Annotated in this window: 11 protein-coding genes; 6 read left to right on the forward strand and 5 right to left on the reverse strand. The window is 53.9% G+C overall.

The window, feature by feature from the left end:
• Positions 1 to 381 precede the first annotated feature (381 nt).
• The gene (locus BLR64_RS15780; RefSeq protein ID WP_090715571.1) at positions 382 to 1359 is read left to right on the forward strand and encodes a LacI family DNA-binding transcriptional regulator; all 978 of its coding nucleotides are present in this window, start codon (positions 382 to 384) and stop codon (positions 1357 to 1359) included.
• A 25-nt stretch (positions 1360 to 1384) separates the two neighbouring features.
• On the forward strand, positions 1385 to 1525 hold the full coding sequence (locus BLR64_RS30340) for a hypothetical protein (protein ID WP_167360696.1): 141 nt from the start codon (positions 1385 to 1387) through the stop codon (positions 1523 to 1525).
• Between the two features lie 868 nt (positions 1526 to 2393).
• Here BLR64_RS30340 and pgmB read toward each other — a convergent pair.
• The 5 genes from pgmB to BLR64_RS15805 form a co-directional block, all read right to left on the reverse strand.
• A complete protein-coding gene (pgmB, locus tag BLR64_RS15785) occupies positions 2394 to 5447 on the reverse strand; it encodes a beta-phosphoglucomutase (protein ID WP_090715573.1) in 3054 nt (1017 codons plus the stop codon).
• Positions 5448 to 5472: 25 nt separating this feature from the next.
• The gene (locus BLR64_RS15790; protein WP_068721952.1) at positions 5473 to 6564 is read right to left on the reverse strand and encodes a carbohydrate ABC transporter permease; all 1092 of its coding nucleotides are present in this window, start codon (positions 6562 to 6564) and stop codon (positions 5473 to 5475) included.
• Positions 6565 to 7680, reverse strand: coding sequence for a carbohydrate ABC transporter permease (locus tag BLR64_RS15795; RefSeq protein WP_090715575.1), 1116 nt, complete (start codon positions 7678 to 7680; stop codon positions 6565 to 6567).
• 207 nt (positions 7681 to 7887) lie between these two features.
• Positions 7888 to 9312 carry an ABC transporter substrate-binding protein gene (locus BLR64_RS15800; protein ID WP_090715576.1) on the reverse strand — a complete coding sequence of 475 codons (1425 nt, stop codon included), beginning with the start codon at positions 9310 to 9312 and terminating at the stop codon, positions 7888 to 7890.
• A gap of 506 nt (positions 9313 to 9818) precedes the next feature.
• Positions 9819 to 10823, reverse strand: a complete 1005-nt coding sequence (locus tag BLR64_RS15805; RefSeq protein WP_090715578.1) for a LacI family DNA-binding transcriptional regulator — start codon at positions 10821 to 10823, stop codon at positions 9819 to 9821.
• A 469-nt stretch (positions 10824 to 11292) separates the two neighbouring features.
• Here BLR64_RS15805 and BLR64_RS15810 point away from each other — a divergent pair, with 469 nt between their 5' ends.
• The 4 genes from BLR64_RS15810 to pepT all read left to right on the forward strand — a co-directional run bounded on the left by BLR64_RS15810 (position 11293) and on the right by pepT (position 15933).
• Complete coding sequence (locus BLR64_RS15810) at positions 11293 to 12309, forward strand: LLM class flavin-dependent oxidoreductase (RefSeq protein WP_090715580.1); 1017 nt, start codon at positions 11293 to 11295, stop codon at positions 12307 to 12309.
• Between the two features lie 472 nt (positions 12310 to 12781).
• Positions 12782 to 13810 carry a hypothetical protein gene (locus tag BLR64_RS31025; protein WP_090715581.1) on the forward strand — a complete coding sequence of 343 codons (1029 nt, stop codon included), beginning with the start codon at positions 12782 to 12784 and terminating at the stop codon, positions 13808 to 13810.
• Positions 13811 to 13830: 20 nt separating this feature from the next.
• Positions 13831 to 14475, forward strand: coding sequence for a sortase (locus BLR64_RS15820; protein WP_090715583.1), 645 nt, complete (start codon positions 13831 to 13833; stop codon positions 14473 to 14475).
• A gap of 225 nt (positions 14476 to 14700) precedes the next feature.
• Positions 14701 to 15933, forward strand: coding sequence for a peptidase T (pepT, locus tag BLR64_RS15825; protein ID WP_090715585.1), 1233 nt, complete (start codon positions 14701 to 14703; stop codon positions 15931 to 15933).
• Positions 15934 to 16210: the final 277 nt, after the last annotated feature.

Genomic DNA, 16210 nt, shown 5'->3' on the forward strand with positions numbered 1-16210 from the left:
AGGCTTCGACAATATCTCTTTCGCCGGACCCCTTCCCCCATCCTCTTTCGTTCGGGAAAACGTTAAAAGCCACTATGTTCAAGACATCCTGCTTATGTATAGGCTGGTAGAGAGTAGATGATTTGTGCGGCATTCTATGACTTTCTTATCTTTAATTATAGGGTGAAACACTAATTTTTGAAATAAAGAAAAGCGCAAGTAGAAACGGTTTTGCCGTCCTATAAGGGACGGTATCGGTTTCTGCGCGAAATAGAAGGATTATTGATAACGTGCAACATATACATTCTTATATTTCGAAAACCGCCGGTCTTAAATAGACACCGGCCCCGGCATCACGATAGAATAAAGCTGCTAAGAACCGCTCAGGACAGGAGGCTTAATATGCCTACAATTAAAGACGTGGCGCTAAAGGCGGGGGTCTCGGTCACGACCGTTTCCCGGGTGCTGAACAACAGGGGATATTTAAGCGAGAAGCTGAAAAAAAAGGTGCTCCAGGCCATGGATGAGCTGAACTACCGCCCTAATGAGCTGGCCCGTTCACTCAGCCGATCAAGGTCAAATATTATCGGACTGATTATTCCCAGCGTAGCGCATCCTTTTTTCGGGGAACTCACCGGCTACATAGAAGAGCACGCCTACCGTAACGGCTGCAAGCTGCTGCTCTGCAATTCCAGACAGGACAAGCACAAGGAGCTGGAGTATATTGATATGCTGCGCGCAAGCCGGGTTGACGGCATCATTATGGGCAGCCACACGCTGGAGGTAGAAGCCTACCAGCAGATGAATCTGCCGCTCGTCACCTTCGACCGGCAGATTTCGCCGGGCATCCCTTACGTCTGCTCGGACAACTACCAGGGCGGCGTGCTTGCCACTACGCTTCTGATTGAAAAGGGCTGCCGGCAGCTGGCTCATATCGGCGGCCATCCCGGCCTGAACATATTGTCAGGGCTCCGCTTTGAGGCATTCGCCGCTACAGCAGGGGCGCATAATATCCCGTATACCCTGCTGCATACGGATCACAACAGCTTCGATGTCGAGGCCTACGAGCGGCTGCTGGCACAGCTGTTCCACGAGCAGCCCGGCACGGACGGCATCTTCGCCGGCAGCGATATCATCGCAGCCTATGCGCTCAAAGCCTGCCGCGAGCACGGCCGGCGGGTGCCGGAGGATATGCGGATTGTCGGCTATGACGGCATTGCCCTGCGCAGCATGCTCGGGCCCGCACTCAGCACCATCCGCCAGCCGATCGAGGCCATGGGCAAGCTGGCCGTCGAGCTGATCATCCGCCAGATCCACGGCGGCCCGGTCTCCCCGCAATACGTCCTTCCGGTCGAGCTGGAGGAGGGGGCGACGACTTAGGGGCTGCCGGATTGTGGCCGGGCTGATGAGGGAGAAACTTGCGGAGGCGCAGATGTGGGGCAATCCCCGGGAGCGGCGCACGTTCGGCTGCGGTGGGGCAATCCCGGGAGCGGCGCCAGTTCGGCTGATGAGGGGCAATCTGGCAGACGGGCCGCGGGCGGGCTGATGGAGCAATGAGGATTATTTACAACGCAGAAGTATCCAGCCCCTCTCAACGTCCGGGTTACAGACGCTGTTAGATCTATCCGCCAGTGCACCCGTTATGACACACCGCCGCTTGTTTCGACAGCATGTGATCTTTAGTCGTACAATTCGCAACCACTCCTAATTATTAGGAGTGGTTGCCTGAGTAAGCAGGCATCTGGATCGTCTGGAGCACTCCCGTTTAGGCCACGCGACTTGAAAGGGCTAACGATGCGGAAAAGTGAGAGCGGTGGGGGAGCAGTGCGCTGGACGGCTTCGGCTGGATCGGCAGGTACCCAGGTAATACACGTTCATCGTCGATTCAGGCGAAAAATCATTGCTCAGACAGTAAAGGCTCTGTTGAGTCTCTAAGTTTGACGCACCTCCCGTATCTAGTGGAGAATCTAAGTGGAAAATCGTCACTTAAATCCCCGGTTTCCCCCTGCATCCTAGAACTAGGTGGAAAATCGCCACTTAAAAGCTTCCATCACACCCCAAAAACCAAAAATCAGCCAAATTAGTAGGCGAAAATCCACTTAGTTTTCTTAAACAATCCAAAAGCGACAGATTAAGTGCCTTATTTCCCTTATTTCCCTTATTTCCAACTAATCTCCCAGTAAGCAGAGTAAAGTAGCTGCAAAAAAAGGATGGAGGGGATGAATGAGGGGGATGACGCGGCTTGAAACTGTAAGGTAGCATGGCAGAGCGACGTGTGTTTTTTATTACGGAGCGATGTGTGTTTATTATGGAGTGACGTATGTAAACAAGGGCCAGCCCTCCACAAGCAGGTGGAAAGCTGGCCCTTTAATCTACTAATTGATTCTTCACATAGTAATGCTTGGTGCTGCTCCTTACCGCCGCTTTCCCTGCCCGCTATCTCCGAACAGCGCCAGCAGCTTCTCCACCGTCAGCTCTGTTGTGGAAGTCAGGAGAAGATCCGCTGCGCCGAGCTGCTCCGGGCTGCCGACGCCGACAGCCTGCATGCCGGCGGCCTTGATGGCGGCGATGCCGGCCGCCGCATCCTCTATACCGATGCAGTTGCGCGGCGGGACTCCAAGCAGCTCCGCTGCGGTGAGGAATATCTCCGCATCGGGCTTGCCCTTCTGCAGCGCCGCCGGATCGGCGATGGCCTGGAACCGGCTGGCGATGCCGAGCCGCTGCAGAATCAGCGGCGCGTTCAGGCTGGCCGAGGCCAGGCCGCAGGCGATGCCCCGCTGCGCTAGGGAGTCCAGCAGCTCCAGAATTCCCGGCAGGACATCTGCCGGTGACAGCTGCTCCAGCTGCTGCCTGTAGCTGGCGTTCTTCTTCTCCGCCAGTGCCAGCCGCTCCGCATCTGTCCATGGGAGCGGGCTGTCCTCCAGCACAATGTCCAGCGACTCCTTGCGGCTGACACCCTTCAGCCGTTCATTCTTCGCCCGGCTGAACGGGATGCCCAGCTCATCGGCCAGCGCCTGCCAGGCCTGATAGTGCAGCTCGGCGGTATCGGTGATAACGCCGTCCAGATCGAAGATCACCGCCTCCAGCTGCCGGGCCAGCGGCAGGCTTACCGGCTGCTGCGGAAGCAGCAGCACAGGCTGCTGCGGAAGCAGCAGCACAGGCTGGCCTCTGTGCCTGATCTGCAGCTCTTCCCCTTCCAGCAGTGTATAGACCACTGCTTCGCTGCCGATGAAGACATCGAGCAGCCGGCCGCGGGCGGTAACCTTGAAGCGGAAGCTCTGCCACTGCTCCGGCAGCGCCGGGTCAAAGCACAGTATTCCGCCCAACTGCCGCAGGCCGCCGAACCCGTTCACGATCGACATCCATGATCCGGCCATTGCGGCCATATGCAGCCCGTCCTTGGCGTTGCGGTTAATATCGTCCAGATCCATCCGCACTGTACGGTCGAAATAGCCGTACGCCGCAGCCAGATCCCCGATCTCGGCCGAAATAATACTGTGTATGCAGGGCGACAGCGAGGAATCATGGGTCGTCAGCGGCTCATAGTACTGATAGTTCCGGATTTTATCGACCAGACGGAACTTGTCTCCCAGCAGGAACATGGCCATAACGAGATCCGCCTGCTTTAGCACCTGATGACGGTAGATCACCAGCGGATGAAAATGCAGCAGCAGCGGGTATTTATCTGCAGGCGTATGCTCAAAATCCCATTTCTCCTTGCTCAGGAAGGTGTCATCCTGGGCATAGATGCCCAGCTCATCGTCAAAAGGGATAAACATCCGGTCAGCGGCTTCCTTCCACATTTCCGCTTCCCTGTCAATCAATCCGATTCCTTGCCGGAGCCGTTCATAATCAGACGGATACTCCCGCTCCAGCAGAAGGGACGTCTCATAGGCATAGTTAAGCTGATCCTGAACCATCAGATTCGTATAGGCATTGTTATTCACAATGGCCGTGTACTCATCAGGGCCTGTGATCCCGTTAATACAGAAGGCCCCGCCGCGCGCCGGATTGAAGAACCCCAGATCCGCCCAGAAGCGCGAGGTCTCAAACAGGATTTCCGCCCCCTGGCTGACCAGGAAATCCACATCTCCCGTCGCCTGTACGTACTGCTTGATCGCGTAGGCAATATCGGCATTAATGTGCGCCTGGGCTGTTCCCGCCGGGAAGTAAGCGGAGTTCTCGCTTCCGTCAATGGTGCGCCATGGATACAGCGCCCCTTTCTGTGACAGCTCGGCCGCCCGTTCCCGCGCCTTACCCAGTGTGGCATAGCGGAATTCCAGCAGCTTGCGGGCTGTCTCCGGCTGGGTGTAGGTGAAGAACGGCAGCATGTACATTTCCGTGTCCCAGAAATAATGCCCCTCATATCCTTCGCCGGTCAGCCCCTTGGCGGCAATGTTGGTTACGCCGTCACGGCCGGTGGACTGCAGCAGCTGAAACAGATTGAAGCGGATGCCCTGCTGCAGCGCCGGATCATCCTTGATCTCCACATCGGTGTGTGCCCAGAACCGATCAAGATAGGCGCGCTGTTCATTCGCAAGCCCGTTAAATCCGCAGCGTTCCGCCATCTCCAGCACACCGGCGCTCCGGTCCCTCAGCTCCTCCTCCGGGTAATCCTTCGAGGTGTGATACGTTATATATTTGGTCAATATAACGGTTTCCCCGCGCTGCACCTCTGCCGTATAGCCGGCCGAGATGCGCTGGCCGCCCAGCTGCCGCTCAAGCGCGCGGCCTGATGCCGCCTGCAGCCTGTGGCTGGCTGCCGTCAGCAGTGCAAAACGCGTATGCCGCGTCCGCTGCCGCATCCATAACATCCCAGCGGCTTCATCATAGCCGCTGTCCTCCGGCAGCAGGCTCGGCTCGCCGCCGCCGGAGCCGAGCCGCGGATCAGCGCTGGCCTCGGCCCGGCGGATCTCCCCGTCCAGCGCCGAGACAAACTGCAGCGTGCCGGCGAAATTCAGCGCCGTCACGGCGTAATCAACCGCGGCCAGATGCTTGTGCCGCAGACAGACCATCCGCCGGATCGCGAGCTTCACCCGATGCCCGGCGGGCGACTCCCACTCCACCTCGCGGTGCAGGAGGCCGGTCTGCATATCCAGCCGCCGCCGGAAGCTGTGCACCTTTCCGCTGTCCATCCGGAACGTATGGCCCTCAATCTCCAGCCCGATAATCCGTGCCTCCGTCACATTCAGCATCGACTGGTTGACCGCAGGCAGCCCGTAGGCGCCCTCCGGATATACAATCGGCTCCGAGTCGTAGAATCCGTTCAGATAATTGCCGGCCACCGTGGTGCCGGCCGTCCCGTGATAGCCCTCCTCGAAGTTCCCGCGCATCCCGATATATCCGTTGCCGAGCGAGAATACACTCTCGCTGCGCTGATTATGCTCCTCCTCATAGGTATCCTCGCCCAGACTCCATTCCCGGTACGGGTACAGCGCGGGCGGATGCTCATACGGCTTCATCTTCATGACTGTCCTTCTCCTCCATTCGCAGTTAGCCTTTCACGGAACCGCCCATCAGCCCTCTGACAAAATACTTCTGCAGCAGGAAGAAAATCGCCAGCGGCATCAGCATCGAGATAAAGGCGGCAGAGGTCAGCAGATGCCAGTCGTTGCCGCGCGAGCCGACCAGATCGGCGATTTTCATCGACATGACCTGCACCGACGGCTGGTTGCCGATAAAGATCAGCGACACCAGATAATCGTTCCACACCCAGAGGAACTGGAAGATGCCAATGGAAGCCAGCGCCGGAACGGACAGCGGCAGAATCAGTCTGCTGAAGATGGTAAAGTGGCTGGCCCCGTCAATAAAGGCCGACTCGAACAGATCCTTGGGCAGTTGGCTGATAAAGTTGTACATGAAATACGTAACCAGCGGCAGTCCGAAGGCGGTATGCGCCAGCCAGATCCCGAGATAGCTGCCGTTCAGCCCCAGTGCCGTGTAATCCTTCAGCACCGGAATCAGCGCGACCTGAATCGGAATGACCAGCATCGCAATAATAATGACAAACAGGGTTTTACGGCCCGGAAACCGCAGCCAGGCGAAGGCATACGCGGCGAAAGAGGCAATCAGCACCGGGATGACCGTAGCCGGCACGGCAATCGTCAGCGTATTCCAGAAGGCCTGGGATAAGCCCGTGCCCTTTTGCTTCGTTTCACTGCCGTCCGCTTCCTTCAGCGTGTACTCTTTTCCGGATAGGACATTGTTGTAATTGTCGAGCGTCAGCTCAGGAACCGTCTCCCAGCCCTGCTCCTGCACGTTAACAGTGCGCGCCCGGCGGTTTTCCCAGATCAGGCGGCTGTCGTCCGCCTTCACGCCCGCTTTTAACTCATCATCGCTGTAGGTCTTGCCGTTCACCTCAATCGGTTCGCGCAGATCCACATCCTTGGACAGCTGCAGCGTCTCGCCCGCCGTCCATTCCTGATGGGGGAACACCTTCCACCAGCCGGTCTGCAGAATATCTGCCGCCGGACGGAAGGAGGAAATAAACAGCCCCAGTGTGGGAAGCAGCCAGAGGAAACAGATCACGCCAAGGACGATGTTAACGAGTGTCTTTCCGCCTTTTCTTTTCTTTTTACCGACCATTTAGAATCCCCCCTGCTTGCGGAACTGGCGCAGATTTATCAGGATGACAGGCAGTACTGCGATCAGGAGCACAATGGCCAGCGTCGAGCCGTACCCGAAATTGCGGTACATGAAAAACTGCCGGTAGAACTGTGTCGCAACAACCTCTGTATCGTATTGACCTCCCGTCATCACCATGACGACGTCAAATATTTTCAATGTAAACACAATTATGGTGGTGGTCACCGTCAGAATGGTGGTGGAAATGAACGGTATCATAATGCCGAAGAATATCTTGATTTCACCGGCGCCGTCAACGCGTGCGGCCTCCAGGATATCATCGGGAACCCCCTTGATCGCTGCCGAAAAAATTACCATCGCAAACCCCGTCTGCATCCAGATCAGAATGATGATGAGGAAAAAATTGTTCCAGGGCTGCAGCATACTCGTCCATGCCTGCGGTTCACCACCGAAAAAGGTGACAATCGCATTCAGCAGTCCAATCTGCTCATCGCCCGGCTGATAATAGTAGACAAATTTCCAGATGACGCCTGCGGCCACGAAGGAAATAGCCATGGGCATAAAAATGATGGATTTGGCGATTTTTTCGTAGCTGCTGCGGTCGGCCAGAATGGCAATAAGCAGCCCCAGGCATACACAGGCCAGCGTTCCGACAAATACCCACAGCAGGTTGTTGCGCAGCGCGGTGGCCATCAGCCGGTCACTGAAGATCGCCGCATAGTTGCCGAAGCCCACAAACTTTTCCGAGGAAGCATTAAAAAAGCTCAAATACAGCGTCCGCAGCGCAGGCAGGATCAGCAGCCAGCCAAGAATCAGCACAGCCGGTCCGACGAAAATAAACGGCAGCACCCTCTTGCGGATGTGATCGGGATACTGCTCAGCCGCCCAGGTCAGTGTGTAATAGATCAGATAAACCCCCAAAACGCCCCACAGTACAGCCAGCACGGCAGTAAGCAGCGGATTAAGCGTGGAGTCACGGAAAAAGAGGAAGATCAGCCCGTTCACCACAATATTCGCCAGCAGCACACCCAGTGATAGCAGCACTGCCCTGATGCTGATTTTCTGCTTTGCCTGTGTACCTCTAACCCCAGGCTTTGCTTTTATTTGCGCATCCATATTAGCTCCTCCTGCTCCTATAAGACAAGTAGAAACGCCCATGCCGTCCTTTAAGGGGCGGTAACCGTTTCTGCGAGAAATATAAGGATTATTGATAGCGTAAAACATATCAATTCTTATATTTAGAAAAAGAGAGGCAGGCTGCAAGCCTCTGCTGTCCGCCTCTCTTCATTGTGATAGCCGCTCCTGCAGCCGCCGTGTCCGGCCTTAGTTGTTCCAGCCCGACTGAATCTGCTCCAGCGCCTGATCCAGTGTGGCCGTACCGCTTACATAGTCCGTCATGCCCTTCCAGAACGTACCTGCACCCACCTTGCCCGGCATGAGGTCAGACCCGTCAAACCGCAGGGTCGAAGCGTCCTGGACCAGCTGCGCCATCCGCCGGTCGGAATCGGACTGGTACCAGTCAAGCGGAGCATCATTCATTGGGGCAATTACGCCGCCTGACTGCACCCAGCTCTTAATGGATTCGCCGGTGGTGAAGAATTCCATAACCGCACGCACTTCAGGACGGTCGTTGAACATGGCATAGATATCACCGGCTACAAGTACAGGCTTGCCGTACTGCTCATCAATCGGCGGCAGGTAGAACCAGTCATAATCCGTGTCCACCTTGGCCGTTTCCGGGAAGAAGCTGGTGATGAAGTTACCAATCAGGTTGAACCAGGCCTTTGGCGGATTGTCAAACATCGGCTTCGGCGCATCGCCGAAGGCGGTCGTTACGATGGATTTGGTACCGCCGTACACATAGTCCTGGTTAAGCCAGATCTTCGACATAATCTCTACAGCATTCTTTACTTCAGGAGAGGTAAACGGCAGCTCACCGCTGACCCATTTGTCATAATTCTCAGGCGATGTTGTGCGCAGCATAATATTTTCGACCCAGTCTGTTGCCGGCCAGCCGGTGGCTGCACCGCTCTCAATCCCGATCGCCCAGGCCGGATCGCCGTCCTTGGCAATCTGCTCAGTGAGGGCCATCAGCTCATCCCACGTCTGCGGAATTGTATAGCCTGCTTCGTCAAACTGCTTTTTCGGATACCAGACGAGACTCTTCACATTGCTGCGGTTCCAGATCCCGGCCATAATCTTGCCGTCCTTGCCGTCCATTGTGGACATATCCAGCCAGCTCTGGTTGTAGTTGCCCTTGAGCTTCTCCTGATCCAGTACCCCGGTCAGGTCCACCACCTTGCCGGTCTTGGCAATGGAGGCGAGCAGCCCCGGCTGCGGGAAGTCAGCGATATCCGGAGCATTGCCGCCGTCAACACGAATATTAATGGTGGCTTCGAACTCCTTCGAGCCCTCATACTGGATGTCGATTCCGGTTTTCTCCTCGAACTCCTTGATGCTGCTCTCAAATTTCACCTGGTCAGCGTCTACGAACGGCCCGAACATCGTGACCTTGGTTCCCTTGTATTCACCCTTCATCGCTAACTCAAGCGGAGATCCCGCAGCCGCAGGCTCGGCTGAAGGTGTCGTTTCCTTGCTGTTATCTGCAGTTGGTGCTGCCGTTGCAGCCGGCGTATCGGTTGGCGCCGCATTATTGCTGTTGTTTCCGCCGCATCCGCTCAGCATCATAGTGAACGATAAACACAGCACCATCGCAAGTGACAGCTTACGTCCTGGAGTCTTTTTCATTTGTACATCCATCCCCTTATAATTGTATTAGAGATTGCATCAGGCTCCGGCCTCTTCCGGAATCCGCACCATACAGCTGCTGATTCACCTCCTTGCAAAGGTTTTCAGAACGGGCTAAACTATTTTATTTGATTCATGAATGAAACCTTGGCCGATGTTTCAAAGGGCTTTTTCCAACCGCTTTTTGGATTATAAACATAATTGTAGCGCTTACATTTCCATATTAGCATATAATGTATGCGTTTCCAATAATGTTCTTCGGATTCGTTTGTCTTTTTTTGTTTTTGAATTTTTATTATTTACGGATGCTGAAACAGAAGGAGGTATTCACATTTTTATCCATACCAGAGTTAAGATAAAAGCTTGTGAAGAGTGAGGAAACAGCTTACTTTAAGCGGTCATTATTGCGGTATAGGGTATGAAAAGCTTTTCACATTAAGACGGAAACAGCCAGGCCATCGGATTTACGATAACTGCAGCGGCGTTTCATGGGTATGCGGTTACGCTTATTTTTCCCGTGAGGATTCTCTTACAATCAGCTTATGCTCCATTTGTTCTTTCATTACAGCAACATTGCCTGTGGTCAGCAGTTCATGCAGCTTCTCTGCGGCCCGGTAACCAAGCTGGTAGATCGGCTGTGCAATGGTCGTCAGCTTCGGAATGAACATCCCGGACATCCGCAGATTGTCGAACCCTATAACCGATACCTGCCCCGGCACCAGAATATTCCGGTCCTTCAGGTACGAAATCGTCCCCATTGCAAACTCATCGGCTACACAGAAGACGGCGCTAAGCTCCGGGTACTCACTGAACAGCTCATGTGCTGCCTGATAAGCATGCTCAAAACGGTGGTTGGCGTATTTGATCCTGCCGGTATTCCGCTCCAGGCCGAATTCTGTCAGCGCCCTAACGAATCCGGCAGCACGCGGCGGCCCGGACACTGAATTATCGTGATTGAACCCGATCATTCCGATCTCCTTGTGCCCCAGCTCGATCAGGAACTTCACAGCATCATAGGCGGCGAGCTCATCATCCACCTCGACGGACGGAACTTCGTATTCGTCGGAATGCGAGGACACCAGCACAAACGGAATTCTGAAGCCTGTCAGCTTCTCATAATATTCCGGGTACAGCATATCGCTGGCGAACACAATTCCATCCACCTGCTTCTCATGAAACGTATCAATGTAAGACAATGTACGCTCCATATCGCGGTCGGTGTTGCAGATCATCAGACTGTACCCGAGCTTGATACAGGCATCCTGCATTCCGCGGATTACTCCGGCAAAATACAGGTTCTCAATATCCGGTATCAGCAGACCCAGCGTATTGGACTTCTTGTAAATCAGGCCGCGCGCAAATGCATTGGGCTGATACTTCAGCTCCTTGATAGCCTCTATCACCCTGTTCCGCTTGCTCGGCACGACAGTCTCAGGCGCATTCATCACACGGGATACCGTACTGATCGACACCTCTGCCATTCTGGCGACATCTCTAATGGTTGGTTTCATAGACTAACTTCCTTTTTAGAAAAGCTTTTCAAAGCGATTATAGCAGCGGCTCTGCTAATTTACAATAGCCTAAATACAGCGCTTTCAAAATTATTTTTTTTGGGTATTCAGCCTTTTATTTGAGTTCCTGCAAGGAATGTTTGTCCTCTTCCTCCCGGTTTATCCATATACACCCGGATCTAGTCCATTCTCTGCAGGCTTATTTTGAAAAGCTTATCAGGCAACTACAGAATAAGCAGACCCGCCTCCAGTTATCCCTCCATTGGCTCCCCATCTTAAGCTCGCTTCAATAATTCCTCAATATGTAGTTCTGCAATATTTTTGCTGCACTCACTTCCCGGCTGCCACAAACTTACTTAAAGTGTGTAAATAATTTTATTTCATGTTATAATTTCAGGGTAGATTTATTTATAGCTGCAAATACTGCTGTAAGCTTATAAATTGCTTAATTCTCATCACTGGAGGGGTTATTGTGAAGCAACTGCGGGATATCCCAATCTCCGTGCTGGATCTCGCTCCGATTGTAGAGGGCGGAACAGCGGCGGATTCACTGCAAAATACACTGGATTTGGCACGTCACGCTGAAGAGTGGGGCTACCTCCGCTACTGGCTGGCGGAGCATCATAATATGACCGGCATCGCCAGCTCGGCGACCTCTGTCGTCATCGGCCATGTGGCTGCCGGAACTTCAAGCATCCGCGTAGGCTCAGGCGGAATTATGCTCAGTAATCATGCACCGCTGATGATTGCCGAGCAGTTCGGAACGTTGGAGTCGCTGTTTCCCGGACGGATTGATCTGGGCCTCGGAAGAGCGCCAGGCTCCGACCAGGCTGCGGCCAGAGCGCTGCGCCGCGGCCTCGGCAGCGACGGCAGTGAATTCCCTGAGCAGCTAAGCGAGCTCAGAGCCTACTTCGACCCGAACGGTGCCGGTTCGCGCCCCCTTGGCGTGCGTGCCACTCCGGGCGAAGGGCTGAATGTGCCGATTTGGCTGCTTGGCTCCAGCGGCTTCAGCGCACAGCTGGCCGGCCAGCTGGGTTTACCGTTCGCTTTTGCCAGCCATTTCGCTCCGGACTATCTGCTGCCGGCGCTGCATCTGTACCGCAGCAGCTTCAAACCATCGGCTGCGCTCGACAAGCCGCATGTGATGGTCGGCCTCGGCATTACCGCCGCCGATACAACTGCAGCCGCACGCTGGCTGGCTACTTCCCAGCAACAGCAATTCCTGAACATCATTCGGGGCCGTACCGGCAAGCTCCAGCCTCCGGTTGATGACATGGAGCCGCTTTGGTCACCGCAGGAAAGAGCCATGCTGCTTGATAAGCAGAAGTACTCCATTGCGGGGGATAAAGCCTACATCAAAGAGCGCCTTCTGCAAATTCTTGAAGAAACCGGTGCGGATGAATGGATCATTGCTTCCCAGATTTACGACCATACTGCACGGCTGCGTTCCTACGAACTGGTAGCAGAGCTTATAAAAGAAAGCTAAATCAGCTATCCCAAATGAATCAGCAGGACAATGATGAAGCAATGGAAGCTTTTTAAGTTCCTTTAATCATTGTCTTGCTTTTTTTATATTCTGCTGCTATCTATGTTCTCAATAAAATACAACAAAACATGTGAAAACCAGAGAAATAATGATAACGAGACAGTTACACAAAGAAAACTGATTATTAATCGCTTCAAAAAACTTATTTTAAGTATATACTCGTATTTTTAACGTTTTTATTTATTACTTTTATTGATTATACTGTAGTTATTCGTTATAACGAACATACATACTTTAGCATTACACATCTGGCATGTTTGTATTCAAATTCTTTATTCAAGTCAGCTCAATTGTAGTAGTACTCCAAAATACCACTCATTTCGACAGGCCTGTAAGAATTAACGGATTACAGGCGGTTTTTTGTCGAGATGCGCGGGAGCAGCGCGGAGTTCCAGAAGAAAGGGGGCGGCGGGTGAAAAGGAAGGTTCCTATCGCAGTAATTGGCGCGTATATTTTATTAGTGATAACCGGTGTTGTATGGCATGCCGGTGGAGTAAGCGCTGAGGATACGATCAAGCTTACTGTCAACTCGCAGATAACGAGCACAACGGCGATGACCAATATGCAGCCGGGAGATGCAGTTTCGTCAGAATATACGGTTATTAATGAAGGATCAGAGCGCTTTGACTATTTTGTGGACTTCGAATTTGTTTCGGGAGACGCCGAACTGTATGATATCCTGCAGATGAAGCTGCAAAAAGAGGGAGTAACGCTCTACACAGGAGTAATGAGCAAAGCGGAGGGGAGAGTGGCCGTCGGCACACTCCCTGGAGGAGGCCGGGAAACCATCCGCATGGATGTCGTTTTCCCTGTTGAGGCAGGAAATGAGTTTCAGGGCAAAGCCGTCAGTGTGGCCTTTAATTTCACTGCTTCTGCTGTTCCGGAGCCGACACCAGGACCTAGCCCGACGCCATCCGCCTCACCGGAGCCGTCTTCAACAGCCAGCCCGGCCCCTTCCGCTTCACCGGATCCAACCGGAGGGCCTGTCAATACGCCTGAGGCGACTCCAACGTCTACGGCGACTGCAACGGCAAGTCCAAATCCGACGGCTGCACCATCCCAAACTCCGGATGCCACCGCTTATCCGGGAGGAGTTCAGACTCCTGTGCCATCGGCCACTCCATCGGCCACTCCATCGGCTACGCCTGGAGGCAGTGAGGTAACTGTCACAAATCCGCCTGTTCCGCTAGGCGAAGGAGATGGAGATAACGGTGAAGCTGCACCGACTCCGGGCCCAGGCAGTGTGGATGCCGGTAGTACCGCAGCACCTTCTCCGGATCAGGAGGTCGTTATCGGTGATGATGAGCTTCCGCTCTCCGGGCCGGAAGGCGGCGATGAACTGCCTGATACTGCAGAACCTTGGTATAACCTGATTCTGATCAGTATGGCGGTTGCTATTGTTAGTATCATCCTGCTGCGCAGACTGAATTCGAAGAAATAACAAAGGCTGGAGGAGAGAGTATGAAGCAGCGTCCGGGGATTGTCATTGCCGCCGTGCGTCTGATCTTCATACTCTCTTTGTGCGTGCTGCTGTATTCTCTGCTCCAGATTTTCAAAGCTCCCGCGGAAGCCCGCGAGACACTCAAGGAATGGGACAAAAAGAGGGAGGAAGCCCTGATGCCCGTCATTCAGGAGGAGGAAACCCCTTTACCGCCAAGCATGGTCTCTCTCCCTCCGGTAACAAAAAGTAGTGAGCCGGATTATACCGACGGGGAGATTATCGGGGAGATTTATTTCCCGGCGCTGGAACGGAGGATTGCTATTCTTGAGGGCACACAGCGGGCGCAGCTAAAAAAGGGCGCAGGGCATTATGCAGGAAGCGCAGCAATCGGCGCGGACGGAAACAGCGTACTCGCAGGACACCGGGATACAGTGTTCCGCGGAATCGGCAGGCTTAAGATACATGACTTAATAGAAGTAGAGACAATGGACGGCACATTCATTTACGAGGTGACCGGCAGCACGATCGTAGACGGGGAGGAACGGGGAGCGATCAAGCCAAGCAGCACCCCTGTGCTTACGCTAATCACCTGCTATCCTTTCGGCTATGCCGGTCCGGCGCCGGAGCGGTATCTATTGTCTGCTTCACTGGTCAAAAGGAAATAAAGTGCTGCAGCAGAACGGAACCAGGCCGCGGGAATACGCCCCCTCAGGCAGTCTCCCTGCAAAAGATGAGTCACCGCCCGGAACATGATAATATAGTACTGCGGCAAGCAGAAGCAGCGGCTGTACCGGCTACTCCGGGCAGCCTGTTTTTGCGGCAATTATCAGGCTCAGGTATAGGGTATCCTATACTTATATGTTTTTAGATGAAGAGGAGATGATCTACCCATGAAGGATGAACTGATTAAGCGGTTTGTTTCATATGCGCAGATGGATACCCAGTCCAATGAGGAGAGCGATACCTGCCCGTCTACCCCGGGGCAAATGGAGCTCGCCCGCAAGCTGGTGGACGAGCTGCAGCAGCTGGGATTAACGGAAGTTACAGTGGACGAGCATGCTTATGTTATGGCGACCCTGCCTGCAAACACAGAAAAGGAAGTGCCGACGATCGGATTCCTGGCCCATCTGGATACAGCTACGGATTTTACCGGAGCTAACGTAAAGCCCCAGATCGTCGAAACTTATGACGGCGGCGATATTGTGCTGAACAAGGAGCTGAACGTTGTTTTGTCCGTGGACAGCTTCCCGGAGCTGCCTGAATACAAAGGACATACGCTGATTACCACAGACGGCACAACGCTGCTTGGCGCAGACAACAAGGCCGGAATCGCTGAAATCATGACCGCCATGGCTTACCTGATCGCCCACCCTGAAATCAAGCACGGTAAAATTCGTGTAGCCTTCACCCCCGACGAGGAAATCGGACGCGGACCGCATAAGTTCGATGTCGCCGCTTTTGGCGCTTCCTATGCTTATACTGTAGACGGGGGACCGCTTGGTGAGCTGGAATACGAGAGCTTCAACGCCGCTGCCGCCAAAATCACCTTCAAAGGTGTCAACGTCCATCCCGGAACCGCCAAAGGGAAAATGGTGCACTCCTCCAAAATCGCGATGGCCTTCCATCTCAGACTGCCAGCCGGCGAAGCACCTGAATTCACAGACGGGTATGAGGGCTTCTACCACCTGATCTCCATGCAGGGAACGGCGGAGCAGAGTAAGCTGGCCTATATCATCCGTGACTTTGACCGCGCAAGCTTCGAGAGCCGCAAGGCGAATATTTCCGCCATTGTTGAAGAGTTCAAATCCACATACGGCGATGAAAATGTGCTGCTGGAGATGAACGACCAATACTACAACATGCGCGAAAAAATCGAACCGGTCCGCCATATCGTCGACATCGCCCACGAGGCGATGGAAAACCTAGGCATTACACCGGTAATCCGCCCCATCCGCGGCGGCACCGACGGCTCGCAGCTGTCCTATATGGGACTGCCTACGCCTAATATTTTTACAGGCGGGGAGAACTTCCACGGCAAATTCGAGTATGCTTCGGTCGATGTCATGCTCAAGGCTGTAAATGTAATCGTAGAAATCGCCAGGCTGTTTGAGCAAAAAGCTTAACTGCCAGTTGGGATTTGGCAGGTGGTTATAGCGGCGGTTGCTGGTGCCATAATTGCAATAATAGTTAGCTTTTCAGTCCAGGCGGGTTGGGGCTGCTGGTGAGGTTACGGCAGTTACGCGGCTACGGCGGTTACGGCGGTTTCGGCGAGCTGCACAAATTACAGTAGCCAAGGCAGGCTGCACAAATCCCGGTTAGTTAAAGTAATCTGGCAGTTGCTGTAGCAGGTACGCATGTGTGGCGCTGTGGCAGGTATGGTAGCCATGGTAGTCAGCAGTT

The sequence above is a fragment of the Paenibacillus typhae genome (genome assembly GCF_900099765.1).
Lineage (GTDB): Bacteria > Bacillota > Bacilli > Paenibacillales > Paenibacillaceae > Paenibacillus_AQ > Paenibacillus_AQ typhae.

Coding starts and splice junctions, on each gene's coding strand:
- BLR64_RS15780 (WP_090715571.1), top strand. CDS start 382: ATGCCTACAATTAAAGACGTGGCGCTAAAGGCGGGGGTCTCGGTCACG.
- BLR64_RS30340 (WP_167360696.1), top strand. CDS start 1,385: ATGAGGGAGAAACTTGCGGAGGCGCAGATGTGGGGCAATCCCCGGGAG.
- pgmB (WP_090715573.1), bottom strand. CDS start 5,447: ATGAAGATGAAGCCGTATGAGCATCCGCCCGCGCTGTACCCGTACCGG.
- BLR64_RS15790 (WP_068721952.1), bottom strand. CDS start 6,564: ATGGTCGGTAAAAAGAAAAGAAAAGGCGGAAAGACACTCGTTAACATC.
- BLR64_RS15795 (WP_090715575.1), bottom strand. CDS start 7,680: ATGGATGCGCAAATAAAAGCAAAGCCTGGGGTTAGAGGTACACAGGCA.
- BLR64_RS15800 (WP_090715576.1), bottom strand. CDS start 9,312: ATGAAAAAGACTCCAGGACGTAAGCTGTCACTTGCGATGGTGCTGTGT.
- BLR64_RS15805 (WP_090715578.1), bottom strand. CDS start 10,823: ATGAAACCAACCATTAGAGATGTCGCCAGAATGGCAGAGGTGTCGATC.
- BLR64_RS15820 (WP_090715583.1), top strand. CDS start 13,831: ATGAAGCAGCGTCCGGGGATTGTCATTGCCGCCGTGCGTCTGATCTTC.
- pepT (WP_090715585.1), top strand. CDS start 14,701: ATGAAGGATGAACTGATTAAGCGGTTTGTTTCATATGCGCAGATGGAT.